Raw genomic sequence first — 24,541 nt, 5'->3', positions numbered from 1 at the left:
CAGAACGCAGGGAAGCGCCGCGTGGGGTTGGGATTGAGCGGCGGGCTCTCCACCCTTCCTGATGCCTTTGTCTCTCAGTGTGGAGTGCCCAAGAATGGAGGAGGGGCTGGTGTCTTAGGCGCTGCATCATTCCTGTTCCGGCCTTGGGGATGGATCACCACACAGGCGGATCTGAGCGCAACAGTGATCACCATGCCGTCAAGCTGTCTCGGGCTGGTATCTCGTGTCAGGGTTGGCTACGACAGAAGAGACCGGCAGGATCCCACCTTCCTATCTACGGTGCGTATCGGACTTGAAACGCCACCGCGTTTGCCGCTGTTGCGTGCCACTATCGGCACGGGGCGGGTATTGGGCGGCACTCAACCATCCTTGATGGTATGGGGCATCGCCACCGGTACACGAGGGCAGCGTGCACGGTTACTCATCGAATGGGATCAGTATCGCGCGCGCGTGAATGCGGAGGAGGTGCGCAGTAACGGGCAGGTAGATACGTCGCGCACACCGATGGTCGTGCGTCCACGGTGGAGTGCACTGCGTGTTGGAGTGGAACTACCGATCGCCCGTTGAGCATGGCGTCACAAGAGCGCCTTTACAACGCTGCCCCGCACACCCGACAGTACTTCGCATCGAGATCGTGCCCGCCCGCTGAACAGGACGGGCACGATTGTGTTGACACTCCATGCTGGAAACGGCCGGCGGTCAGCTCACTGGTCACGATACCCGTTGGCACGGCGATGATGCCATAGCCCAGAATCATCACCAGTGACGCCAGCAACTGCCCGAGTGGTGTTCTCGGCGCGATGTCGCCGTATCCCACTGTGGTCAGTGTGACCACAGCCCAATACATCGACACCGGCAGACTGGTGAACCCGTTCTCCGGGCCTTCCACCACGAACATGATGGAGCCGACGATCACCACGATCGTGGCCACGGTCAGCAGGAAGACCGCAATCTTGCGCATGCTGGCGCGCAGGGCGTGCGTGAGCCGTTCGGCCTCGGACAGGAACCGCGCCAGCTTGAGAATGCGGAAGATGCGGAGCAGCCGCAGGACGCGCACCACCAGCAGTGCCTGAGCGCCTGGCACGAACAGGCCAAGCCATGACGGCAGAATGGCCAGCAAATCCACCACGCCAAAGAAGCTCGTGGCATAACGCAGCGGTTTGCGTACGGCCACCAGCCGCAGGATGTACTCGAGCGTGAAGATGGCCGTGAGCACCCATTCGAGCACCACCATCACCGCCTGCGTACGCGGCGACAGGTCACGCAGTGTCTCCACACTCACCGCGAGAATGCTCACCAGGATGAGCACGATGAGACTCACATCGAACGCGCGACCGGCAAACGTGTCGGCTTCGAAGATGATCTGATGCAGACGAGCTCGGTGTGAATCGGCGGGAGGTGGTGCCTCCGAGATGGGTGTGGTCATTGCCCTGAATTATCGTTCAGGGAATCCGCCCGGCAATGGCGGCGCGCTATGTGGCGGTATCTCCCGCAGTACCACCCATGGAGGTGTATGCATGAAGACTGTCTTGTTTGCTTTGGTGGCCGCGCTTGTGGTGTGCGCCAACGTTGCCGAGGCGCAAAAAGCCGGGATCGGCGCGCGGCAATCGCGATCACCGGTGGCCTCACATCCATCCCCGATGAACTCGGCGCGCAGTGTGGGCGCAACGGAGGCGATGGCGGTGGGCCAGAGGCGAACGGTGCATTGGTGATACGTCCATGGAGGTTACTGGTCGTACAGGGCGACCTGCGAGCAGCCGTGCGTGTCGCCCCCAGCGGATGCACCCTCATCGGATTCAACGTGGATACCACATACAACGCGGAGGATCGGCGGGATCTGTTTGCTACATCCACCGTGCAGGTTGGCATCGAAACACCGGCCAACCTGCCGTTGTTGCGGGCCACGGCAGGTATGGGTGTGCTGTGGGGCGGTCCGATGCGACCGGTGGCTGTCGTGGGTGTGGCAGCCGGTACTCGCGGTCAGAACATGCGATTGCTCCTCACGGTGGAGCGCATGCAATCACGTGTCGATGCCACCGAGGTGGTCGGTTTCCCCCGTCTGGACGCCAACTCCAGGCCGATCGTGGTGCGGCCATCCTGGTATGCCGTCCGGGTCGGTGTGGAGGTACCGTTGCGGTAGCTCGCGTCATTCCCTGGGCAGCACATCCTTGTAGGTCTTCGTGGTCGAATCGTAGACCATGAGTTGCGCGCGATCGGTGCCGGTGCTGCGCAGGATGGCACTCTCCTGACCGGTGGGTGCGGCGATTTTCATTTGCGCCCACCCACCTTTGCCCACGAGTGCAGTCACGCGATCGAAGGCCTTTTCGCCAGGCAGTCCGTTCACCACCAGGCCGGCCATCTGGTCGTTGGCGAACGCGACCAGACAGGCGGCTTCTTTCACACCCTTGGCGTAGTCGAGACAGACATTGGCGCGGCCATCGGGAAATGCGCCCATGCCACCACGTTCGTTGCCTTCCGGGTCGGCGATCACGAACCCCGCGCTGCCGCCCAGGCGATTGACCAGGGCCCCATTGACCATCGGGGCCGGTGTGGGCGCGCCGAGTGCGGTCTGGAGCGCACCGGTGGGCGAGAGTACCGCGATGCCATCGCCGGATTGTGCGGCGGTGCGTCCGGGTAGGTTGAGCGGGGCCCCGATCATGATGCGTGGCCGGCCGAGCGAGTCTTCGACGATGATGCCACGCACGCGGATCACCTGATCCTGGCGCTGCTGGGCGGTCCAGGCGCCGAGCAGCAGCGTCGCACCGAGGCATTGGATGGCCAAACTGCGGCGCCGGTAGCGGATGAACTCGCGGCGCAGGGTCTCGAGGGCGGGCGTTTCGGGGGCTTCATTGACGGGCATGGTCATCTCCGGTGTGTTGAAATATCAGCAGTGCTGAAAATCCAACATACGGAAATGGGACGGCGCGTCAACAGGCGCTTTTGGGGGGTCGGGGCGGAGTCAGCGTAAGGGCTGCCGCACCACCGTCTTCCACTTGTCCGGCGCGGCTTTGCGGATGTCGCTGAGGTAGATCTCGTGGTGCTTGCCGGCGAGCTGACGACCGGAGGCTTCGATGAACCCGTGCAGCCGCTCGATGGTGGGGCCTTCCTCTGAGAAGGGCCCAAGGTGCATGACCTGCGCGGCGGGCCCTTCGGCAAAGGCCTCGAAGCGCACCAACGGCAGGGCAACGGGGTTCTTCTTGCGTGTCACTTCCTTCGTGATGTCGGCAACCAACGACGCGTTCACGAAGTCCGGCTGCATGATCATCATGGTCCATTGCCACTGCGAGCGATCGCCGGTGGTGAACGCGCTCATGTCGTCAGCCCACCACAGTCCCTCGAGCGGCATCACACCATAGTCGATGCCGGCGGGACCCTTTTTCACCGCGAACTTGATGGCGTAGGCGAGCGTGAACAGCGCTTCCACAGCCTCCGCGTATGCGGGTGCGTGATTGGGATCCCCTTCGCCATCGATCATCAGAAAGTGCATCGACGGCACGTCGACTACGGCCACGTCCTTTGCGGAGGGCGCATAGAGATGGCGGAGGTCTTTCTTGAGGTCGAGTTTGGTCATGACCGTGTGATGTGCTGAACGACGGAGAGGCTTCATGATCGGGGCGTAGCCTTGCATTTGTGGAATCCACTTCCAGAATTGCAAGGGCAAGCACAACGCGTCACCACTTTGGGGGTATGCCAATGAGCGCTTCAATAGGTCGGTCCATCCTGCTCGGCGTGGCCGGAATGTTTGCTGCGACGGATGTAGTCGAAGCACAGCAGGCCGCGCGCTCGCCCGTTTCACTCGGCGTCATGGCTGGATGGAGCACGCCCAATGGTGCGCAGGCCGGCCAACTCTACGGCCGAGGGGGGCAGATCGGTGTACTTGGCGAGGTGCGCATGCCGTTGTCATGGCTGGCCGTTCGCGTAGATGCCGGATATCAGTCGCTGGGCGGTAGAACGGCGATCGTCACCGATGCCAATGGTGTCGCAGTGGGGCAAATGCAGCGTTCAGACGCGATGTACTCCGCTGCGGCGAGTGTCGTGCTCCGATGGCCTGGGCTTCGGACCGCGGTGCAGCCCTATGCACTGGCCGGTGGAGGGAGCTATTGGGTACGGTCGTCGGCTGTCCTGCCCTCGCTCTTGTCCCAATCTGCGCCGCAGTCCGCTTCGATGACCATGCGTACGACGGGCTTCACGGCGGGCGCTGGGGTGGAGACTCCGGTTCGCCGTGCGATCCTGTTTGGGGAGGTTCGCTATCAGCAGTTCGGCCAGGCGCCGATGCGATTCGTGCCGGTCAACGTGGGGCTGCGTCTCAAGTAGCTGGCTCAGACCGCGCTGACGCTCCACCCACCAATCGCGGTGTAGATCGAATCGCGCAGTCGTTTCACATCGCTGTTGAGGGCACCCAATTCCGCAGGTGACATCCCGGCGGTCGCGAGCAGTGTTTCGCCCAGGCAACCGACACGCGTCTGCATGGCCTGCCCCTTGGGCGTCAACGACACGACTACCTGCCGTTCGTTCTCCGGATTGCGCGTGCGCTGCACCAATTCGGCCGACTCGAGGCGTTTGAGCAGAGGGGTCAGGGTGCTCGACTCCAGCGCCAATTTTTCAGCTATTACGCCCACTGTCAGCGCATCATCGCGCCACAATACACTGAGTACAAGATATTGTGGGTATGTGATGCCCAGTTCATCCAACAACGGCTTGTAGGCGCGCTGGATGGCCATGCCCGCCGAGTAGATGGCGTAACAGAGTTGCTGATCGAGAGAAAGCGCGGTGCTTGCAGGATTGGTCATAAGGTCTCCTCCATCAAACGTACCACGATTCTCGGCAGAAAGATATGGCGATAATAATTACTGTTGACAAATGTATCGACTAATTTCATATTCTTTATCGCGATAACAATTACCGTTCAATCTCAACCGGAGCTCATACCATGAACGTTCTCTACCGCACCGCCGCTACCGCCACCGGAGGCCGCACCGGCCAGGCTGCCACCCACGATGGCGCGCTCAGTGTTGCCCTGGTAACGCCACGCGAACTCGGCGGACCCGGGGGCGAGGGCAACAACCCGGAACAGCTCTTCGCCGCCGGATACTCCGCCTGCTTTCTCGGCGCGCTCAAGTTCGTGGCCAGCCAGCGCAAGGTGACCGTCTCGCCCGAATCCACCGTGACGGCGGCCGTGGGCATCGGCAAGCGTGATGATGGACAGGGCTTTGGACTCGATGTCGAACTCACCATCAGCCTGCCGGGTGTCGATGCCGCCACGGCGACGGAACTGATGCAGGCGGCGCACGTGGTGTGCCCGTACTCGCATGCCACGCGCAACGGCCTCGATGTACGGCTTTCGCTGGCCCCGAGCGACGCCGCGTAATTCACACGCCGCGCTGCTAGCATACGGGATGCACAGCAAGCTCCCCCCGATTCCGTCATGGACCTCCGCACTGGTGGCGGTCCTGATCGGATTCGGTGGCACCGTCGCCCTGGTGGTGCAAGCCATGCGCACGCTTGGGGCGACGGTCGAACAAACAGGATCAGCGGTGACTGCGTTGTGCCTCGCCATGGGCGTCACGGGTATCGTGGCGTCCATGCGGGTGCGTATGCCCATCGTGCTGGCTTGGTCTACACCGGGTGCAGCATTGCTCGGTGCCACCACGGCGGGACTACGCTGGGAGGTCGCAATCGGCGTTTTTGTGGCCGCGGCGGCCATGATGATTCTGGTGGGATTGATCCCGGTGCTCGGCAGACTGGCCGAGCGCATGCCGAATGCGATTGCGTCGGCCATGCTGGCGGGCGTGTTGATGCCGTTCTCGCTGGAGTTGTTTCGACTGGGGGCCGTGGACCCGCTGCTGGTCTCCCTGCTGGTCGTGGTGTATGTCGCCGCCCGTCAGCGGGTGCCATTGTATGCACTACTGTTGGTGCTGACATCGGGACTGCTGCTCACACTCGCGCGTGGTGATATCGCCGATGTGCCAGCAGGCGCCACGTTCGGTGCGTTGCTGCCTGTCATGCCGGTGTTTGATCTGCGCGCGATCGTCAGTGTGGGCGTGCCACTTTTCCTCGTGACACTGGTGTCGCAGAATCTGCCGGGGCTCGTGGTGTTGCGATCGGCGGGCTACCAGCCACAAGCGGGCCCACTGCTGCTGGGCACCGGGTTTGCCAGTCTGCTGGCCGCGCCCTTCGGCGCCCATGCCGTGAATCTGGCAGCCATCGTTGCAGCACTGTGCACCAACAAGGACGCCCACCCCGATCACCACCGACGTTGGGTGGTGGGCGTGTTGTATGGTGCGTTCTATCTGCTGCTGGCGCTCTTCTCGCCGGTGCTGGTGCGGGTATTCGTCGCCCTGCCACATTCGACGATCGCCGCACTGACCGGCGTTGCGCTCATCCCCTCGATCATCGGGGCCATCGAACAGATGCTCGGTGACGTGGATGCGCGCGATCCCGCCATCATCACCTTTCTGGCCACGGCCTCAGGCCTGGCGCTGTTCGGACTGGGGGCCGCGCTGTGGGGATTGCTTGCGGGGTTCGTGGCACTCGGCATCAAGGCACTGCTGCGCCGTGCCCGCTAGCTGACCACTACTTGCCCAGTGCGGTGGCCCAGTTCGCCGCCTTGAAGCCGAGCAGGAGCTGATCGCCCGTATCGAGCACCGGACGTTTGATGAGATTGGTCTCGGCCAGCATCATCTGCTTCGCGCGTTGTGCATCGATGCCCACCTTTTGCTGCTCTGGCAATTCCTTGAAGGTGGTGGAGTTGCGATTGAACACCAGCTCCCAATCGGCGCGTGCGAACCAGTCGTCGACCACCGCCGGATCGAGCGCGTCCTTGCGATAGTCGAAGAAGGTGTAGGCCACGCCATTGGCGTCGAGCCACTTGATCGCGTTGCGTACCATGTCGCAACTCCGAAACCCGTACAACGTTGCTGCCATCGATCCTGGTCTCCTGCTTCAGCGCGAGCTGGGGGATCCGGTCGCGCGTATGTGCTCGCCGTATTTCCAGAGGGCATCGAAGATCGCCCCGGTGGCGCGTCGATCGGTGCCGCTCAGGGATGTATTGGAGATGTAGATGACGCCCACGTTGCCGGCAACGTCCGACAGCATTTCGACTTCCACCCCGGGGTCGTTGCCGCCATGACCCACTCGCAGGCCATTGAACTTGGTGCGCCAGAACAGGCCGGTATTGCCGTCGGCGGCTGGGAAGTTGGTCGGACGGTTCGCGTCCGTGAGCTGGAAACGCCGCATCTCGGCGGCGCTTGCCGAGTCGAGGATGCGTGTGCCTTCGTAGGTACCGTTGTTGAGCATCGCGATGAAGAAACGCGACAGATCGGACACCGACGTGCGCAGGGCGCCGTCCGGATAAGTCGTGCCGCCGTAGATTGGGATGGGTACCGTGAATCCGCTCTGTGACACGAACGGCGTGGAGTGATTCGTGCGGTCGACGTCGCGCATGAACCAGCCGGTGTGCGTCATCTTGAGCGGCGTGAAGATATGCTGCCTGGTATACACATTCAGCGGCTGTCCATACGCGCGCTCCACGATCAGGCCAGCGAGTGCGGCGCCGATGTTGGAATAGTCGCGCAATTCACCTGGTTTGGCCTCGAGGAAGTTCTCCTTCGCGTAGTACTTCCCGCCCGGTGTGAAGTACGCCGTGAGAAAACTCAACAACGGTTCCCTGGAATCGCCGTCGAACGTGTAGGTGGCGCGATAGATCTCCCATCGATCGGTGATGCCCGAGGTGTGCGTGGCGAGATGTCGCAGTGTGATGGGCACATCGGGGCGGTGCGGGTTCACCACGCGGAACGGCAGGTACCGATTGATGTCGGCATCCAGCGAGAGCTTGCCTTCCTTCACGGCCCGCATCATGGACACGCCAACAAATGGCTTCGCGACAGAGGCGACTTTGGCAGTGGTATTGGGTGTGAACGGACGTGTGCGCTGCCAGTCCATGAATCCGTACCCCTTCATCCACACGACGCGCTTGTCGACGATCACGGCCGCGCTGAAACCCATGATGCCGGCTTCGTCCATCGAGTGTGTGATGAGACTGTCCAGTGATGCGAGTGTGGGCGCTGCGGCGGCTGCCGGCCTAGTGACCGGAGGCGCTTGCGCCGCGAGTGACGCGGGGGCTGCGATCGCGTACAGCGCGATGCCAACGCCCATGACGTGCCGCATGAGAGCCTGTGGTGTGAGGGGACCGCGAAGAATCGCTTGCGCGCTCAATACGCGATCACGTCACGGGCGGTTTCGGATTGACGCTCTCCTGCGAGATGTTGCAAAATTGTCGGAGTGGGACGAGTGGAGATGCGCAGGGACCGACGATCTGTACGATTGGTGGCATCTTCTCTCCCCTGCGCCACATCGGCGCGATCGATCCACTCCCTCCATACCTGCCTTTCGATGCCCCTCACTCGTCCGATACTGATGGCGCTTGCGCTCTTGAGCGCATTGGCGATGGCGCCGACACACGCCCTGCGTGCTCAGGCCGCTCCGCAACCTGCGGTGCTGGTGACCGGTGCGAGTTCCGGCATTGGGCGTGTGATTGCCGAGCGACTCGCGAAGGAAGGGTTCTTCGTGTACGCCGGCGCGCGTCAGGCGGACGACATCGCGGCCCTGTCGGCCATTCCCAACATGCGTGGGGTGCGGCTCGATGTGACCTCAACGGCCGATGTGGCGGCCGTGGCGAAGCAGATTCAGGCCGATGGGCGCGGGTTGTATGGGTTGGTGAACAACGCCGGTGTGGCCACTGGCGGTCCCCTCATTGCCACGGATGATGCAGAACTCACGCGGGTGCTCGATGTGAATGTCGTGGGGCCGCTGCGTGTGACGCGGGGGATGGCCCCTTTGCTTCTCGCATCCAAGGGACGCGTGGTGACCATTTCCTCCATCTCCGGCATTCTGTCGGGTGCCATGCTCGGTGTGTATTCCATGAGCAAACACGCGGTGGAGGCTTTTGGTGATGCGTTGGGTGTGGAACTGGCCGGGCTGGGTGTGACGTCCAGTCTCATTGAACCGGGCAACTATCGCTCGGAGATCGGCCGCAACACGATGGCCGCGGCCGTGGCCGCCGCCGAACGGGCGAAGGGCACTCCGTTCGAGACGCCCATGCAGAATTTCGTGCGCGCCATGGGCAACTACGATTCGTACGCGCCGCCCGACAGCGTGGCGTCGGCCGCATTGCATGCTTTCACTGCCCCGCAGCCGCGACCGCGCTACATGGTGGTACCCGCGGAGGCTCAGGCCACGGTGACCATCCGCAAGGCCATGGAAGAGATGGTGCAGCTCAATCACGGCCACCAGTTCAGCTACGACCGTGCAGCGCTCATCAAGATGCTGGATGAGGCGCTGGCGCGGGCGAAGTAACGGGCGTTGTAGCGAACACGAGAACCCTGTGAAACTCGAGATTCCCAGCACCATGTACCGCGCGCTGTTCGTCACGGTCGCACTGCTTTCCGCCTGCCGGAGCCCATCGCCTGAGGCATCCGGCCCGGAGTTGCTCGATGCCGCCCATCGCGCACTCGGCATCACCGACACGATCAAGACCATTCTGACAGTGGCGACGGTGGAGTCGCCATCCGGAGGTTTCGACGCACGCATCGCATCCGCTACGGATGGTCGTGTGCATCTGACCATGGGCAGCAGTCTGGTGGCGGGTGTGGATTTCGGGACGGGGTGGTCATGCGATGCCGACGGCACCGCGATGCCCCTCGATTCGGTGACTCGCAGTGTGGTGCGTGGACACGACCTGCATATGCTCGTCGTATCACCACGCTGGATGGCGGCGCCGGTACGGGATGCGGACCGACGCTGGGGTGCGGACAGCGTGATGTCGTTGCGCTTCACCGACGAACTTGGTGCCCCGCTGTTGATGCACCTGCGGATCACCGATTCTGTGCCTGTTGGACTCGACGTGGTGAATCACACGGGTTCGGGTCCGCGGGAGGTTCGTGTGGTGTTCGACGATTGGCAGGAACACGGCGCGGTTCGTTTCTTCCGTCGCGCCACCTTCGAGCACGGTGGCAACCGGTTCGTGTATTCCTACGCAAAACCGGACGTCAATACACTCGGCGATTCTTCCTTTCGCTCAGCATGTGTGTCCAAGGGCCGTTGAATCAGGTCGTCTTCGCGACATGAAACACTGGCGGAAGGAGAGCTGATCGACGGCCGTCAACGCGCCTTGGTGTCGGCACCCCACGGGGCTGGTGGCGGCGTGATGGGTCGGGTGAGATCGAAGTCCACCCGGAACCGGCGATCACTGCCTTCGCGGCGAAGTTGGTAACTGAAGCGGGTGGGCGTGAGCTCCACGGTCCACACGTTGGTGCGCGCGGTCGGGATGAGTGCAGCGGTGGCGCTGTCGGCGGGGAATTCCACGTGGGACGCAGCCCGCGGAGCCATGGCATCGCCACCATACTGCGTCACGCGATCTTCGCTGCCGTCTTCATGGCGATGGTCATGTTTGAGACGCACGCCGTTCGATGTGCGCGTGAAGACCCACGTGCGGGATCGATTGTCACCCACGTGAAATGGGACCCGCACGGTGTCGCCGCATCCGCGCACGTGCATCACCAGACGCTGTCCACGCATGGCACTGTCGGCCGGCTGCGGATTCACGAGCTGGCCTTCGTACGCACGACCGCAGTGGGTACGCAGCGCTGTGAGAAACGCGGCGGACGAATCGACGGGCATCATCACGTCGCGCGCGGTTGAGCTCGCCTTTGACGCAGATGCCTTGGAGGCTGCAAGCAAAGCAGGGCTCGTCAGTACCATCACGATCGCCATGACATGACTTCGCATGATTCGGATTCTCGACGTGGGGGAAATGGAAACGGCTGAGAGTCGCGTCGTCGCCACAATATGTAGGTGCACCGTCACATTGTGAGATCTCTCCGTTCAGAGATACCGAGATCGGTCACGTTCAAATGACTGGAAACAAATGGGTTCCGCCGCAATCCCCTCACCGAGCCCAGCATTGGTTGCTCGGGCATGTTTCATGCCAAGTGCATGACATTGGAACGCATCTACCTATTCACCATGCAGCAGGAGAAGGCGATGGCGCCACTTCGCGGAAAGCTGGTCGGGACGCTGTTGGCAGTATCAGCACTGGTCGGTATGGGGACACCAAGAGCCGCTGAGGCCCAGCTCTCGTTCTGGGAATTCGTGGGCAATTGTGAGGACTGTGCGAGGGCGGCAGAAGAGCGCACGTACCAAGTGGGGGGGAGATTGGTCCTCAACAACTACGTGCAGGGCCAGATGCTGACGAACAACAACTTCGTCTCGTTCACGTATGAAGGCTCGAATCTGCTGGATTCGTTCCTCGTCTACACCGGACTCCCGCCCGAGGCTCCCGTAGAGCCCTGGGTGCACGCGCTGAATCTCGAAGGGGATGGCCTACAGGGATCACTGATCAGCGGTGGCGCGCAAACTCTGAGCATGTTCTTCGGTGATGGTCTGGAGCTGACGCTGGCCGACGGACAGTTCTTCATCTGCGGAGCGAAAGGCGATACGTACTACGCCGTGGCGTGCAGTTGGCAGCAGAATCAGGACTTCGGCACGGGCAGCTTCATTGCGCAGAACGTGAGCACTGTACCGGAACCCAGCACCTATGCCTTGATGGCGGCTGGTCTGGGTGCCCTGCTGGCCTTCCGGCGGCGGCGTCAGGCAGCCTGACACGATCGCCTGGTCCATGACACGAACGCCGCGCAGATCTCTGCGCGGCGTTTGTGCGTACGACCTGGGCGTCTCAGCGGCTGGCGCGCAGCGGGCGGACGTTGTCCTGAGGAGTGGAATCGATCAATAGATGAAATGGATCAATGCCAGCCCGTGAAGGAGCCTTAGGCACCGACACGACGATGCGCTGTGATCCTGTGCGAATGCGGTGCTTCTGCAGGTACAGAGGTTCGGACGCGCCCTCGCTGAACACTCCGACTTCCACCCATTCGTCCATTGGCACGATGGTCTCCACGCCGGCGCTGTCGAAAGCACTCTTGCGCGCACGCACATCCAGCGTGACCTGCCACATGTTTTCGGCCATCTTCTCCATCGATGCCTGCTCGGTCTCCAATGACCAATAGGTGTTCACTTCGAACAGGTCATGCAGCAGGCCGTTCAAAGAATCGGGCGTGACGGCTTTGAGTTCACGGTACAGATCGAGGGTCGTGGCCAATGGCGCCGAGTCGGGAAGATGTGTGTTACGCAGACTCCGCATGGCGCTGTTGATGTGCGCTTCGCCCACATATTCGCTGAGCGCTTGCAAGGCAAAAGGCCCCCGTCGATACGACATGTAGGGGTCGAGTCCACGGAGCAACGGTTCGCCGCGACGGATGGGTGCATACGGATACGGTTCACGCATGAATGCCGTGAGTCGACGCAACTGCTCCGTACCGGAGGTGTGCTGCACCAGACGCATGGCGTAGTACCACGCGAGACTCTCCGACATCACGGGCGCACCTTCCACGTACGCCGACGGTACTCCCCATTGGTGTCCCATCTCGTGAGCCACCACGGCATACGGCATATCGAGACTGCCTGCCGTTTCGCGCGGGTGCCAGTGGACAAAACCTTCCGAGTGCGACAGCATGCTGGCGTCGGCGTGCAGGCCGGTCCCTTCACCCGGACGTTCCACCATGGTGAGATGCGTGTACGGGTAAGGGCCAAACTGTGCTGAGTAGTACGTCAGTGACGCGCGGATACTGCGCAGGGTGCGGTCGAGATACTGGGTATGAGTGGGGTGGTGGTAAAGGCGGATCTGCACGGACTGACCGGACTGATCCGGGTTGTTCCATGTCTCGTCGTGCACGGCGTAGCGTGCGGATGCAAATACCCATTCATTGCCGATGGGCGCGCTGGTCTCGTAGTGAAAGTAGCGCCGACCGTCGCGCACCCAGGTACGCTGCAGTGCGCCAGGTGCAACGGCGACCTGATCTTCGGTGGTGCTGAGGACGGTGTTGAGCTGCGTGCCCCCACGCGGTGCCAGCGGTGCCTGTTTGCTGTACAGCGAGGGAATGACTGTACGAGAGGGCAACTGGTAGGCCCGACGTTCGCTGGGCGACATCAGCTCTCGGCTGGATTGATAGCCAATCGCCGGCAGCCAGTTGTTGCCAATGAATGTGCCATTGGCGGCGAGCGAGGGGTCGATGCCTGTCTCCGCAAAGCCCCGAGGAGCGACGTGCACACGAAAGTTGAGCTGCATCGCATCGCCCGGCGCGAGCGGCGTAGCCAGTACGAACACGTGATGGCCCAATGCGCTGTCGTTGACGGCGTGAACGGCGGACCGATTGATGGTCAGCTCGAGTGGAGATACGCCAACAGGTGTGGCCACATGCACCGAGTCGATGGCCGCCGCGCTGCGATTCACCAGATGATAGGTGCCTGTGATATCGACGGAAGGTTGCGCCGGGTGCAGGTCGACCTCGAGGTTGGCGATCGCGAGGTGCGGCTGTGTGACGGCGGCGAATCGGCCATACCGTCGTTCGTACTCCGCACTGCGCTCCGCCACCTCATCTGCCGTGCGATAGTCGTGCCGCACGTTGGTGTTGTAGAAGACGTAGCTGCCAAACGTCAGGATCAGCGTGCTGGCGACGCCCGCGGTGATCGCGGTCGGTCCCCTGAACCGTTGCCGGGCGATCGCGAGGCGAAGACGCACGCTGTGCTCGCGGCCCCGATTCCAGAACAATCGTGCCACGACCGCCAGCAATACCGACCAGGACACCCAGTACAGCTTGAACCACAGCCATGGGGTGACGGTGCCACCAAATCCGCGCATCTCGGTGTAGGACCACTGCGGCGCCGCGCCGAAGACCAACAGGTTGTGTTCCACGCCGAACAACGAGGCCAGCGTGATGAACACATAGGCCAGGATAGCGACCAGATGGCCCACATACTTCTGGTTCACAACGGCGTGCACCACCATCGTCAGCAGTGCAAAGAGCAGATACTCGGGCAATTGCAGCCCCAGCAGGATCTGCAGATACAACGACACGTCGTACTCGCTGTATCCGAGAATGGTTTGGGCGAGCAGTCCGGCACACATCTGCGCAGCCAGAAACACCACTACTACCAACGCCAACCCGAGGAACTTGCCCACCAGCGGGGTCCAGTCCGAGCCGGGCATCGCATCGCTGATGTCGCCAAGACCGGCTTCTCGCTCGCGCCATACCAATTCACCGGCGAAGAACACGAGCAGCAGCGGTACAATCACCCAGCGGCTCAGTTCATCGGACAGTGGTGCGATGAGTTCGCCGAGAATGCGAATGGTCGTGGGTACCAGTGGCGAGCCAAGCGACGACATCTGGTCGATCAGTACCGGCAACGTGATCACTGGTAGAAACACCAGCAGCGCCAATCCCGCCCAACTCGTGGCAATGGCACGAAACGAGATCCACGCCGTCGCCAGCAACTGATGCAGCGCGATGCCAGCGCCAAACGATCGCGTGACATTGGGTACCACCACCGGTGCCTGGGAGGAGATCGCGATTGTGGACGGCACCGGTGCGCTGGCAGTGGACGCGCGGGACCGTTGGAAGAGGCGGCGCCACACGCCGCTACGTTCAGCGCGATGCACAAACCGGAACTGCACCAGGGTCGCAATCAATGCCGATGCGGCCACACTCAGCCACACCACCCGATTGGCGAGGATCGTCCCGGAGAGCGACAGCAGGCGGGTGCTCTTCTCCACTTCGGTCCATGAGCGGGAAATCTCTTCCATGATGAACCGCACACCGATGGGATCGAACATCGGACCGAAGCGTTGCCGATACATGATCAGCGATGCCACGAAGAACCCCATGAAGAACAGCGTCATGCTGCCCAGATAGCCTGCCATGGTGCGACCGCTGCGCAGAGCCAATACGAACTGCAACGCCGTGGCGACGACGGCGTTTGGCAGCGTGATGTAGGCAAATCCGGTGAGAAACGTCGCTGCGCGAAATGGCGCGACCAGGGCTGGGTCGACACCGGGGGCATAGATCCCCAGCAGAATGCCCGCCGTCACGCCCTGCAAGACGAGCAGGTTGATCACCAGCGCGGCCAGAAACCGTCCACCGAGGTATTCCAACCGGCTCAGTGACGTGGTGAACACCAGCGGATACATGCCGGTGCTGATATCACGTGCCGCAGATTCTCCGGCGATCGATGCCGCAAACAGCATCCAGATCAACGTGCCGAAGATGTACGTCTTGGCTACGGTGAACGGCGCATTGAGTTGCAGGTCCTGATACAGCATCACCGGCAAGGAACCGTCACGTGTCATGAAAAAGCAGAACACGGTCAACACGGCAAACAACAGCCATGGCCAGACGCGTCGCATTTGATAGCGGAATTCGAATGCGAAGATCCCCGGCAGTTTCTTCACACCCATTGAAAGAGCTGATGTGCCGCTCACACCGTCACCATGTTCGCGCGTCGGCCGATATGTCCGGCCATGGTGCTGAAGTACACATCTTCGAGATCGGGCTCCGCGGGTTCGAACCCGGTCCCGGGGGTGTCGGGATGGAATACGTGTACCACGGTGCGACCGGCCAGCAGCTTTGTGGAGATCACCTGATACTGCTGCTCGATGGTGGCGAGTTCGCTGCGCGCCACCACACGTCGCCAGATGCGTCCGCGCAGTTCCGACACCGCACGCAGCGGTTCGGCCTCCAGCAGGATTTCACCACGGTCGATGATGGCCATGCGCGTGCACAGCTCGCTCACATCTTCGACGATGTGTGTGGAGAGCAGCACCACACTGTTCTCACCAAGCTCCGACAACAGGTTGAGGAAGCGCACCCGTTCAGCGGGATCGAGACCGGCCGTGGGCTCGTCCACGATCATGAGCTTCGGATTGCCGAGCAGGGCGACCGCCACGCCGAACCGCTGCCGCATGCCGCCGGAATAGCCGCCCAGTCGCTGTTTGCGCACATCCCACAGGTTGACTTGCCGCAACAACACTTCCACCAGCGCGCGTCGTTCGGTGCGTGATGCCACGCCCTTGAGCAGTGCAAAGTGTTCGAGCAGGTCTTCGGCGCTGGCTTTGGGGTACACGCCGAATTCCTGCGGCAGATAGCCGAGTGTGCGACGGGTTTTGTCCTTCTGCGCCACCACATCGATATCACCGAGCATGATGGACCCCGCGTCGGGGTCCTGAAGCGTGGCGAGGATGCGCATGAGGGTGGACTTGCCCGCCCCATTGGCGCCGAGCAGGCCATACATGCCGGCGGGAATGGTGAGCGAGACGTCTTTGAGGGCCTGAACGCCATTGGCGTAGGTCTTGGAGACGTGGCGGATCTGGAGTTCAACGGGGGGATGCATGGCGGACTGGTCGGTCGTGAAAGCACTTTGCAGTACAAAGTAGACAGTACGGGGCATCATTGGTCAAGAGTTTCACCTGAGACCAGAAGCCGAAGCAATTCGGGAGCAATGCCGGAGCAATACCGCCATCCTGCTGGTGGGGATGGGTGCATGGCTCATGGCCTTGTTGCGCGGGCGCGCTTCCATTTCGATACGGACGGGGTGCTGCGCTCAATCATGTGGGATGGCACGATCATCAACACCTCTGACGCGACCGTGTTGGACAAGCTTGGTCATCCCGGCGCGAGCATCGGTTGGTGGCAGCCCATCCGCTGGGTGCGGCCCGCGACGCGGCGCAGTTTCTCCAATCGCGCGGCTTTCAGGCGCGCATCGTGGACGATGCCGAGCCTAGCCTGCCCATTGTGTTTGTGGTGACCGACGCATTTTCCGGCACCGTACTCAATTTCCGCAAACACGTCACACAACTGCCGCGGCCCACTCCCGTACCTTGAATCAGGACAAAGTCAGGTCTGCATCAAAACTGGTCTTGCCCTTCGTTCCCTTCGTGTCCTGCCGTTTTCGCGCGCAGCGCCTGTTGTAACCCTTGGATCCCTTACTGTCGTTCGAAAGCACTGCGGAACGGAAAGGATACCTGCCGGCGCTGCGCGCGAAAACGGCAGGATGCGAAGGGAGAGAAGGGGAACAGCGACGAAACGGGGCTCGAAAACGACAGGTATACGAAGAGCCTGCTGCTCAGCGCGCAAACAGCAGCGTAACGGGCGTGCTGATGGTGCTGCCATCGCTCGACAACGTCAGGTCGCGCAGGGTAAGGAGGAGCGAGCCGTCGGCTCCGAAGCTGCCTCGCTGGTTGAAGGCGAACCGGTGCGATCCCATGGGGGTCACGATGATCGAATCGCCGTCGGGTCGCACGTGTGCCCGCAGTGTGTCGAGCCACAGCGCAGCGCCCATGTAGCTCGCGGGTCGTGTGGCGATGACGACCTGTAGCGAATCCGGTGCCATGATCACGAGCTGCGCCGACGTGAACACATGCCCCTGAGATCCCGTGGTGCTGAGCGGCACGGAAGCGGGAAGCGCGTGACCATTGGCGCTCACCGCCGACAGGCGCACCGGATGCACTGGGTCGATGATGAGCTCGGGAGCCAGTGGATCGGCGAAACAGGCGGCGGCGAGCGGCGCCATCAGCAGCGCGGCGAGCAACGTGCGGGAACGCTTCATCGGAAACGGGTTCTCGTGATCGAGCAGCAGGAAACGGCGAGACGAACCGTCCAGGCAAGTTAGTCCCGCCGCACGGCAGCGGTCTCCACGTGCCGTGCAGCGAGCACATTCTCTCGACCGGAATGTGGCAGAGCGCCATTCGCTGCACGTTGTGCGGCTTCGTGGAGCGCTCGGATCACGCGTTCGTCGCGCAGCGCGTTTGTCGGGCGGTTGTTGATCCATACCTCGGCAACACCAACATCGTCACCAGCATTGCCGACGATATCGCCGGCGACATCGTCAACTGCGAACCGTGCGGACGAACGGCGTGCGACGAGCAGGGTCACGCAGGCCGAGATGGCGCTGAGCATCGTGAATGGGATGCCGATCACCGCCGCGAGGCGCCAGAAGCCCGGCCCATTTTCTGCCGGCGTGGCGAGACCCAGTGTGGCCATCGCGTAGGGCACGAGAAAGAGCAGCACGCCCCCCACTGCGCCCCACGCGGTGAAACGCACCAGCGACAACTGCCCGAACGCGCGTCGGCGCGCGACCACCGACAGTACCACGGAAAAGATGGCCCCACCGATGAAGCCCGGAACGGCGAGCGCCGGCAATGGGGCATCGAACACCCGGAAGAAGGCATCCCACATGCGACCGGGGGCCACAATGCTGGCGACCCCGATGAGAATCCCGGCTGCAGCCCAGCCAAAGGCCCACGTGAACCCCATGCCCAGCGCGCCGCGCACCCGCTGCAGGAACCTCCCCTGAGACCGCCCCATGTGACCCTCCGGTAGGTCAGACGTCTTGACTGCACAGTACTTTGCAATGCAAAGTACAGTGGATCGACACCATGCCACAAGCCTCACGTCGTTGGAGATGCCATGCCACGCTGGATGCGGATTGCCCGAGGAATGATCGGAACCGGACTCACCTTCGCCGGTGGTCTCGGCGGATTGGCCGGTGCGGCCGCCTTGCTCGGCTGGGCTGTCGGTGAGCTGACCGTGTTCGAGATCGGGCAGGTCACCGTACGGGTTTCCGTGGTGTCCTTCATTCTTGGCGTGGCCTTCTCGGGGGCGCTCGCTTTGGTGGCGCGGCGACAGTCGTTTGCCTCACTGTCGGTGCCGCTGGTGGCTTCCATGGGCGGCGTGGCCGGCTTGTTGTACTACCTCTTCTGCCTGGTCATGGCCGGCTACCGGGCGTGGGATGTCTCCGCAGCCATCGGCAACTTCGTCCTGCTCGTGACCCTGGGTGCGTGCGCGGCCGTGGCCACGCTGCTGGTCGCACGCCAGGCACGCGCGAGTGCCGACGAAGACACGATGCCGGATCTACATTCTGCAACCTCTGCAGCTCTACCTGACGGCCAGCCGATGCCGTTTTCGTACGGGCATGCACCTGTGTCTTCGGCTGTGTCTTCCTCTGTGTCTTCGCATGGGCACACACCGGAGCCGCGATATACGCATTGACTCCACGATCCGTCCACCAATAGCTATGGCCTTCCAGATCGGCCCACACATTGCGCAGCGTTTGCGGCTGTCCATGACTGGCGAAATGTGGCATGGATCAGCCATCGCAGAATTGTTGCCGCATTTCACGGCTACGCAGGCCAGACAGCATCCCATCGCAGGCGCGCACAGTGTGTGGGAGCTGGTCCTCCACATGACCGCGTGGGCCGACATCGTCGCCCAGCGACTCGATGGCGATACACAGGGGTACCCCGCGCCAGACGTGGACTGGCCGCCAGTTCCCGCTGCTGCGACCGCACAGGCATGGGCACGTGCGAAGACACGTCTGTTTGCCGCGTACGAAACACTGGCCGCCCGTGTGGAATCACTGCCCGAAGAACGCTTCGCAAAAACCGTGGACGGGCAAGACTACACCACTGCCGTGATGCTGGACGGTGTCGTCGAACACGCGGCATATCACGGCGGACAGATGGCCATGCTGTGGCGAGCGCTATCGACCTGACGGCGCCTGAGGCAGGGTCTGCGGATCACCGGTCAGCGTGATGGTCATACGCGACCAGTCGGCGAGACGACGCGCACGCGCCACGTCTTCCGCGTTTGTGGTCGCGACACGCGCCAGCAACAAGGACCGCCAGTGCACTGTACGGCCTGCTGCGAGGTCGGCGCGCAAGGACCCTTCGATGCTTGCCAGCGTGGCGTGATCGAGCAGGAGCTCCTGTCGTATCTCTTCGGCCAACACCTGGTGATCCGGCAAGCGCAGCGTGCCATCAGCAAAGGCGCGCACCACGGCCTCCGCTTCCTGCAGGCTTTCCCGCACCCGATCGGATTGTACTTCCGCCAGCATCGTGAGACGAGACGAGTCGCCTTCCACAGCCACTGTGCTGTTGGCGCCATAACTCCATCGCCGTTCGGTGCGCAGGCGGGTGTTGAGCGCCGCCGTGAGTCGTTTGCGCAGCACCCGCAGCGCGATTTCATCGGCTGGTGTGGCCGAAGGAATGCGCAGTTCGATGCGCAACTGCGTCTGCACACGTCCCGGTGCCGGGATGTTACGCACGCCTGGCGTGAGCGGCGCGACGGCGACAGCCGGAAGGCCGCCGGTCTTTGTCGTGCGTAGCCAACCGTGCGTGGCGCGCGACAGGGCATTGACCGCAGAACTTGGCGTAATGTCGCCCTCCACGTACACCGTGGCCCCGGATTGCGGGCGCAGACCAGCCAGCCATGTCCAGAGTTGTGCGATACTGCCGGTGGCCCGTTGACGGGTTGCCACCGGGGCGCTGTCACTGACGACGGAAATGCGCACCACCGGCAAGGTGTGGAGCGGCGTGACGATGAATCGCACGTCGTGCACCGTCGTATCGTGTGTTTCGGCAATGGTGCGCGCGCCCGATGTGCCAAACACCATCGGCGCATTGGTCGGCAGTGTGCCCTCTGGTGGCCGGCTCTCCGATGTCGCTACGAGCGCGAGTTCGTACCCACGTCCCACCAACCAATCAGCCGCCGCGCGCATGGCCTCGGTGCGGGTGACGCGCTGAAGCCGCCGTAGACGCACGCGCGCCACGTTGGGGTCACCCGTGAAAAACGTCGCTTCGCCCAGTTGTTCGGTGCGTGAGCGTTGGAACCCCAATGCGTCGTGCAGTGTGAGCAGGGCCGCCGTGGCATCGGCACGGGCGTCGGTCAGTGCTGCGGTGTCGCCGCGGGCTACCGCTGCCAATGCACTGTCGAGCGCGCGGCTGCTGGCCATGATGACGCTGCCGTCAACGCGTTCGGCATGGGTCACTTCGGCGTCGATGGTGAGGTCGCTGGCCAGCATGCCGGGTTCAATGGACACACGGGGCGCCTGACGGAACGTGGCGCCATGTTGGTGCCAGCGCGCCGCCGCCATGCGCAACGCCACCTCGGCGTGCTCGAGCGCAGGATCACCCAGTGGCGGCAAGGCAAAGCGACGGGTGATGCGCGATGGTCCCGATGTGGCACGCTGCATATCGCGGCGGAGCGACTGCGCCGGTGGCAGTTCACGCCAACGCCGAGCGGACATACCGGCTCGCGCCGGCAGCGCGCCGAACCGCGCGGCAATACGTGCGCGCGCCGCAGGCACATCGAAGGCGCCGACAACGAGCAGCAGAGCATCACCCACGGCCGCGTGCGACTCGGCAAACGCACGCAGATCGGCGGCCGTGATGGAGCGGACAGATGTCTCGCTCTCCCCGATCAGTCCATACGGATGGGTGTCACCATAGGTGCCGGTCTGCAGACGCCAATAGGGCTGCACGCCTTCGGTGATCGGCGTACCCTCCCCGCGTCCTTCATTGACCACGATATCAGCGTGCTGGCGTACGATGGAGTCCGTGATGGTGCTACGGTCGAGTGCGAGACGCGCAGCATGTGTGGCCAGCGCGGCATCGAGGGCCGATGGATCGACGAGCAGGAAGTACCGCGCATGATCGCGGCGTACCTGGGCATTGGAGTTGGCGTAGAGCGGCTGCGCCTGTCGCCGGCCGATGGTATCCACCGGAGCCGCCAGCGCCGCGGACACGTGTTCGAGCAGGTGGGCCGTACCCCGTTGTCCACGAGGATCGTGGATGGTGCCGGAGGCCAGCCAGAGCTCCACGCTCGCATGCCGGGCCGAAGAATCGGGCGCCAGTACCACACGGAGCCCGTTGGCCAGGCGGTAGCTCACGATGTGATCGAGAAATCGCGGTGTCTGCGCGCTGAGAGGGGTGCAGACCCCAAGTCCCACAGTGATCAGCAGTCCCCAGCACCACGCTCCAATGCCAATCCGATGCGTCATAGCCATCCTGTGATGGGCGGTCGATGGCCCCGGACGAGGGGCAGAACCGGCGCCGTTCACGGTCTTGGATGCTCCAGGGGGCTGGAGGGATTGAATCGGGCGGCACCACGATGGTGCCGAGCCTGGTCAGCCCGACTTTTTCACGAACTCCGACTTGAGTTTCATGGCGCCCACGCCGTCGATCTTGCAGTCGATATCGTGGTCACCGTCCACGAGGCGGATGTTCTTCACCTTGGTCCCCACCTTCACGACGCTGGAGGTGCCCTTGATCTTGAGATCCTTGATCACCGTGACGGTATCACCGTCGATGAGCTGATTCCCATTGGCATCACGCCAGACCTTGGTTTCGCCCACTGCGGCGGTGTCGCCAGCGGTGGACGACAACGGCCATTCATGCGCACAGGAGGGGCAGACGAACTGGAAGCCGTCCGAATAGCTGAACTCCGATGCACATTTGGGGCAGGCGGGAAACTCGCTCACAGGATCTCTCTTGAAGGCAGTGCGGGGCTGTCCCGCGGTTCGTGATGTTGATCGATGCAAGGTACTGTCCACCGGCACACCACTGGAGTGCCTGTTCTCAATCGCACCAGCAGGAGAGGTTTGATGCGCGCCCCCGCATGTCTTCGTTGTCAGAGCGCCATGGAGCAGGGATTTCTGCTCGATCGTGGGCACGCCAACGCCTCGCAGGAGCAGGAATGGGTGCAGGGCGAAGTGGAACGCAGCATATGGGTGGGGATCAAAACCAAGGGACGCGAAAAGCTCCCGGTGCGCACGTTCCGGTGTCCGCGCTGTGGCTATCTGGAGAGTTATGCCAATGAGACGGCGTAGGACCTTCGTGCGCCATGTCGCTGTTGCATTCGTCATGGGCGCAGGGCCTGTGGTCGCTGCGGCGCAGCGTCCCGCGGCGCAGCGTCCCGCGCCGAGCGTGGCGTTGCCGGCGGCGCCCGCCGAACTGCTGGGCGCGTTTCGGGACGACTATGGCAGCAGCTATCGTGTGTCGGCCACCCTGTTCGAGCATCTGCCGCGAGCGAAGTATCACATCGTGTCGTGGCATCCGGTGGAGCGATATCTCATCGCCCGCAATGACACGAACAACGTGGCCGATAAAGCATTGTGGACGCGCATCGACTGGATGCCATTCGACAACATGGCGCCGTACACCTGGGGGTTCTGCCTCACCGCGTATCGGGCGGCTACGGAACAGGATGCGCGCAACACACCGCCCGCTGATCGTCAGGCCCCACGCACGGGTTGCAACGGATTCCCCTTCACGCGCATGCAGCACGCGACGTCCGATTCGGCGCGGCACTGGTCGAGATAGGTCACCGCCCCCCTCATCCTGACGCCTGACGGCATGCGCACATTTCCCTTTCTGCAGACGGTTCAGTGGTTGCGTGTGTTGCGCGTGTTGCTGGGGCTCTACATGGCAGCCCACGGTATCACGCGCGCCGCGGTGGGTACGGTCGATGACTTCGGTGGGTTTCTCACCCAGACGGGATTCCCGTTTGGTCTCATGTTGGCGTGGGGCATCACGACGACGGAAATACTCGGTGGGTTTGTGCTGGCCGCTGGCTTTCTGGTGCGTGCGCTCTGTGCGGTGTTTGCGTTTCAACACGTGATGGGCATCGTGTTGGTGCATGCACCCCGCGGCTGGTTCACGGTGGGACATCAGGTGGGCGGTGCTGAATACAGCGTGCTGTTGCTGGTGTGTTTTCTGTTGGTGGCATCAACCACCAGGCCCGCATCCTCGTTGGCGACGGTCGGGAGCGAGCGCTGACCGACTCCGTCGCTCATCCGGTGCGCCATCGACGCGCGCGTGCGATCGTGGCGGCGTTGGTGGTGCTCACCGTCATGGCAGGCCTGGCCTCCCGACGATTCCCGGAGTGGCAGCCGGCTTGGATGGCTCGATACGCCGGCGATACACTGTGGGCGATGATGGTGTATTGGGGTCTTGCATGGTTCCTCCCGACCGCCAGACCTGTTGTGCTGGCGGGTTGTGCACTGGCCCTGTCGTGGGGTGTGGAGTGCTCTCAGCTCTGGCATGCACCGTGGCTCGACGGTCTGCGCGCGACAACGGCCGGCGCCCTGGCACTCGGCCAGGGGTTTCTGTGGTCGGATCTGGTGTGTTACGCCGTTGGTGTGCTGCTGGCCGTGATCGTGGATCAGGGAGTGCTAGCTTTCAACCGGAAATCCCTGAACGCTCTGCCGTGAGATGACCATGGACGTGATGGCCGCCGTTGTGACGCTGTTCCTCGTGATGGATCCGCTCGGGAACGTGCCCATGTTCCTGTCGGTCCTCAAGACGGTGGAACCACACCGCCGCCGCACGGTGTTGTTGCGCGAGATCGGCTTTGCCTATGTAGTGCTGGTGATCTTTGCGCTGCTTGGCCGATCGTTGCTCAAGTTTCTCGGGCTCGAGCCCGAAGCGGTGGGCATTGCCGGTGGCATCGTACTGTTCCTCATCGCCTTGCGCATGATTTTCCCCGATCACGGGGCGGCGTCGGGAGATGCGTTGCAGGGCGAGCCTTTCATTGTGCCACTGGCCATTCCGCTGGTGGCGGGACCGTCCACACTGGCCACGCTGCTGCTGCTGGAAAGTGCGTCGGGCAACGCGTTGGGCCCCGTCATGCTGGCGATGACCGTGGCATGGGCGCTGAGCGCGGTGATTCTGCTGTCCTCCACATCGCTGTTTCGCATTCTCGGTGAACGCGGACTGATTGCCATGGAGCGGCTCATGGGCATGCTGTTGGTCATGGTGTCCGTGCAGATGCTCATCAACGGTCTGCGAGCATCGCTGCGACCGATTCCCTGATCCTTT

Annotated in this window: 29 protein-coding genes; 16 read left to right on the top strand and 13 right to left on the bottom strand. The window is 62.7% G+C overall.

The features are described 5' to 3' along the window. Positions 1-279: 279 nt before the first annotated feature. On the top strand, positions 280-567 hold the full coding sequence (locus tag GAU_RS18785; protein WP_156799140.1) for a hypothetical protein: 288 nt from the start codon (positions 280-282) through the stop codon (positions 565-567). Between the two features lie 22 nt (positions 568-589). Here GAU_RS18785 and GAU_RS18780 read toward each other — a convergent pair whose 3' ends face one another. Then, positions 590-1,426, bottom strand: a complete 837-nt coding sequence (locus tag GAU_RS18780; RefSeq protein WP_015895489.1) for an ion transporter — start codon at positions 1,424-1,426, stop codon at positions 590-592. A gap of 132 nt (positions 1,427-1,558) precedes the next feature. Between GAU_RS18780 and GAU_RS18775 the strand changes: the two genes are divergently transcribed. Continuing rightward, a complete protein-coding gene (locus tag GAU_RS18775; RefSeq protein ID WP_156799139.1) occupies positions 1,559-2,140 on the top strand; it encodes a hypothetical protein in 582 nt (193 codons plus the stop codon). Positions 2,141-2,146: 6 nt separating this feature from the next. Here the strand turns inward: GAU_RS18775 and GAU_RS18770 are convergent, their stop codons facing one another. Together GAU_RS18770 and GAU_RS18765 are read right to left on the bottom strand one after the other, a co-directional pair. Further along, positions 2,147-2,860, bottom strand: coding sequence for a hypothetical protein (locus tag GAU_RS18770; RefSeq protein ID WP_156799138.1), 714 nt, complete (start codon positions 2,858-2,860; stop codon positions 2,147-2,149). Positions 2,861-2,959: 99 nt separating this feature from the next. Then, positions 2,960-3,571, bottom strand: coding sequence for a GyrI-like domain-containing protein (locus tag GAU_RS18765; protein ID WP_015895486.1), 612 nt, complete (start codon positions 3,569-3,571; stop codon positions 2,960-2,962). A gap of 122 nt (positions 3,572-3,693) precedes the next feature. Between GAU_RS18765 and GAU_RS18760 the strand changes: the two genes are divergently transcribed. Next, entirely contained in the window at positions 3,694-4,314 is a 621-nt protein-coding gene (locus GAU_RS18760) for an outer membrane beta-barrel protein (protein ID WP_231847940.1), read from the top strand. 5 nt (positions 4,315-4,319) lie between these two features. Here GAU_RS18760 and GAU_RS18755 read toward each other — a convergent pair whose 3' ends face one another. Beyond that, positions 4,320-4,790, bottom strand: a complete 471-nt coding sequence (locus tag GAU_RS18755) for a MarR family winged helix-turn-helix transcriptional regulator (protein WP_015895484.1) — start codon at positions 4,788-4,790, stop codon at positions 4,320-4,322. Positions 4,791-4,930: 140 nt separating this feature from the next. On the opposite strand from GAU_RS18755, the gene GAU_RS18750 reads away from it, so the two are divergent. Both GAU_RS18750 and GAU_RS18745 read left to right on the top strand, forming a co-directional pair. After that, the gene (locus GAU_RS18750; RefSeq protein ID WP_015895483.1) at positions 4,931-5,368 is read left to right on the top strand and encodes an organic hydroperoxide resistance protein; all 438 of its coding nucleotides are present in this window, start codon (positions 4,931-4,933) and stop codon (positions 5,366-5,368) included. 28 nt (positions 5,369-5,396) lie between these two features. Then, positions 5,397-6,566, top strand: a complete 1,170-nt coding sequence (locus GAU_RS18745; RefSeq protein WP_015895482.1) for a benzoate/H(+) symporter BenE family transporter — start codon at positions 5,397-5,399, stop codon at positions 6,564-6,566. A gap of 7 nt (positions 6,567-6,573) precedes the next feature. On the opposite strand, the gene GAU_RS18740 is transcribed toward GAU_RS18745, so the two are convergent. Together GAU_RS18740 and GAU_RS18735 are read right to left on the bottom strand one after the other, a co-directional pair. Next, positions 6,574-6,924, bottom strand: a complete 351-nt coding sequence (locus GAU_RS18740) for a Spx/MgsR family RNA polymerase-binding regulatory protein (protein ID WP_015895481.1) — start codon at positions 6,922-6,924, stop codon at positions 6,574-6,576. Between the two features lie 18 nt (positions 6,925-6,942). Beyond that, positions 6,943-8,166: a serine hydrolase domain-containing protein gene (locus tag GAU_RS18735; RefSeq protein WP_015895480.1), complete on the bottom strand. Its 1,224-nt coding sequence runs from the start codon at positions 8,164-8,166 to the stop codon at positions 6,943-6,945. A gap of 249 nt (positions 8,167-8,415) precedes the next feature. Between GAU_RS18735 and GAU_RS18730 the strand changes: the two genes are divergently transcribed. Together GAU_RS18730 and GAU_RS18725 are read left to right on the top strand one after the other, a co-directional pair. After that, positions 8,416-9,354, top strand: a complete 939-nt coding sequence (locus GAU_RS18730) for an SDR family NAD(P)-dependent oxidoreductase (RefSeq protein WP_052574548.1) — start codon at positions 8,416-8,418, stop codon at positions 9,352-9,354. Positions 9,355-9,382: 28 nt separating this feature from the next. Further along, positions 9,383-10,102, top strand: a complete 720-nt coding sequence (locus GAU_RS18725; RefSeq protein ID WP_015895478.1) for a hypothetical protein — start codon at positions 9,383-9,385, stop codon at positions 10,100-10,102. 56 nt (positions 10,103-10,158) lie between these two features. Here the strand turns inward: GAU_RS18725 and GAU_RS18720 are convergent, their stop codons facing one another. Continuing rightward, a complete protein-coding gene (locus GAU_RS18720; RefSeq protein WP_015895477.1) occupies positions 10,159-10,677 on the bottom strand; it encodes a hypothetical protein in 519 nt (172 codons plus the stop codon). A 315-nt stretch (positions 10,678-10,992) separates the two neighbouring features. Here GAU_RS18720 and GAU_RS18715 point away from each other — a divergent pair, with 315 nt between their 5' ends. Continuing rightward, positions 10,993-11,658, top strand: a complete 666-nt coding sequence (locus GAU_RS18715; RefSeq protein WP_231847939.1) for a PEP-CTERM sorting domain-containing protein — start codon at positions 10,993-10,995, stop codon at positions 11,656-11,658. Between the two features lie 73 nt (positions 11,659-11,731). Here the strand turns inward: GAU_RS18715 and GAU_RS18710 are convergent, their stop codons facing one another. Both GAU_RS18710 and GAU_RS18705 read right to left on the bottom strand, forming a co-directional pair. Further along, positions 11,732-15,295, bottom strand: coding sequence for an ABC transporter permease/M1 family aminopeptidase (locus tag GAU_RS18710; RefSeq protein WP_156799136.1), 3,564 nt, complete (start codon positions 15,293-15,295; stop codon positions 11,732-11,734). A gap of 71 nt (positions 15,296-15,366) precedes the next feature. Beyond that, positions 15,367-16,278: an ABC transporter ATP-binding protein gene (locus tag GAU_RS18705; RefSeq protein WP_015895474.1), complete on the bottom strand. Its 912-nt coding sequence runs from the start codon at positions 16,276-16,278 to the stop codon at positions 15,367-15,369. Positions 16,279-16,574: 296 nt separating this feature from the next. Here GAU_RS18705 and GAU_RS18700 point away from each other — a divergent pair, with 296 nt between their 5' ends. Next, on the top strand, positions 16,575-16,769 hold the full coding sequence (locus GAU_RS18700) for a hypothetical protein (RefSeq protein ID WP_015895473.1): 195 nt from the start codon (positions 16,575-16,577) through the stop codon (positions 16,767-16,769). A gap of 241 nt (positions 16,770-17,010) precedes the next feature. On the opposite strand, the gene GAU_RS18695 is transcribed toward GAU_RS18700, so the two are convergent. Continuing rightward, positions 17,011-17,493 (bottom strand): hypothetical protein, encoded by a 483-nt coding sequence (locus GAU_RS18695; RefSeq protein WP_015895472.1) that lies wholly within the window; start codon positions 17,491-17,493, stop codon positions 17,011-17,013. 59 nt (positions 17,494-17,552) lie between these two features. After that, entirely contained in the window at positions 17,553-18,251 is a 699-nt protein-coding gene (locus GAU_RS18690; RefSeq protein WP_156799135.1) for a hypothetical protein, read from the bottom strand. Between the two features lie 102 nt (positions 18,252-18,353). Here GAU_RS18690 and GAU_RS18685 point away from each other — a divergent pair, with 102 nt between their 5' ends. Continuing rightward, complete coding sequence (locus GAU_RS18685; protein ID WP_015895470.1) at positions 18,354-18,935, top strand: hypothetical protein; 582 nt, start codon at positions 18,354-18,356, stop codon at positions 18,933-18,935. A gap of 73 nt (positions 18,936-19,008) precedes the next feature. Then, a complete protein-coding gene (locus GAU_RS18680; protein ID WP_231847938.1) occupies positions 19,009-19,437 on the top strand; it encodes a DinB family protein in 429 nt (142 codons plus the stop codon). On the opposite strand, the gene GAU_RS18675 is transcribed toward GAU_RS18680, so the two are convergent. Next, entirely contained in the window at positions 19,426-21,723 is a 2,298-nt protein-coding gene (locus tag GAU_RS18675) for a M16 family metallopeptidase (RefSeq protein ID WP_041265702.1), read from the bottom strand. The two genes, GAU_RS18680 and GAU_RS18675, sit on opposite strands and share 12 nt — an antisense overlap. A gap of 126 nt (positions 21,724-21,849) precedes the next feature. Further along, positions 21,850-22,203 carry a zinc ribbon domain-containing protein YjdM gene (locus GAU_RS18670; RefSeq protein ID WP_015895467.1) on the bottom strand — a complete coding sequence of 118 codons (354 nt, stop codon included), beginning with the start codon at positions 22,201-22,203 and terminating at the stop codon, positions 21,850-21,852. A 123-nt stretch (positions 22,204-22,326) separates the two neighbouring features. Here GAU_RS18670 and GAU_RS18665 point away from each other — a divergent pair, with 123 nt between their 5' ends. Genes GAU_RS18665 through GAU_RS18645 form a run of 5 tightly spaced genes read left to right on the top strand, consistent with a single transcriptional unit; the run spans position 22,327 to position 24,535 of the window. After that, entirely contained in the window at positions 22,327-22,551 is a 225-nt protein-coding gene (locus tag GAU_RS18665; RefSeq protein WP_041265701.1) for a hypothetical protein, read from the top strand. Positions 22,552-22,585: 34 nt separating this feature from the next. Next, complete coding sequence (locus tag GAU_RS18660) at positions 22,586-23,044, top strand: hypothetical protein (RefSeq protein WP_041265700.1); 459 nt, start codon at positions 22,586-22,588, stop codon at positions 23,042-23,044. 33 nt (positions 23,045-23,077) lie between these two features. Then, on the top strand, positions 23,078-23,500 hold the full coding sequence (locus tag GAU_RS18655; RefSeq protein ID WP_156799134.1) for a DoxX family protein: 423 nt from the start codon (positions 23,078-23,080) through the stop codon (positions 23,498-23,500). 20 nt (positions 23,501-23,520) lie between these two features. Then, positions 23,521-23,934, top strand: a complete 414-nt coding sequence (locus GAU_RS18650; protein WP_015895463.1) for a DUF2809 domain-containing protein — start codon at positions 23,521-23,523, stop codon at positions 23,932-23,934. 7 nt (positions 23,935-23,941) lie between these two features. Continuing rightward, positions 23,942-24,535 carry a YhgN family NAAT transporter gene (locus GAU_RS18645; RefSeq protein ID WP_015895462.1) on the top strand — a complete coding sequence of 198 codons (594 nt, stop codon included), beginning with the start codon at positions 23,942-23,944 and terminating at the stop codon, positions 24,533-24,535. The last annotated feature ends 6 nt before the right edge of the window (positions 24,536-24,541 follow it).

The sequence above is a fragment of the Gemmatimonas aurantiaca T-27 genome (genome assembly GCF_000010305.1).
Lineage (GTDB): Bacteria > Gemmatimonadota > Gemmatimonadetes > Gemmatimonadales > Gemmatimonadaceae > Gemmatimonas > Gemmatimonas aurantiaca.
Note: the sequence above shows the minus strand (reverse complement) of the source record. Positions and strands in the feature narration are given on the sequence as shown.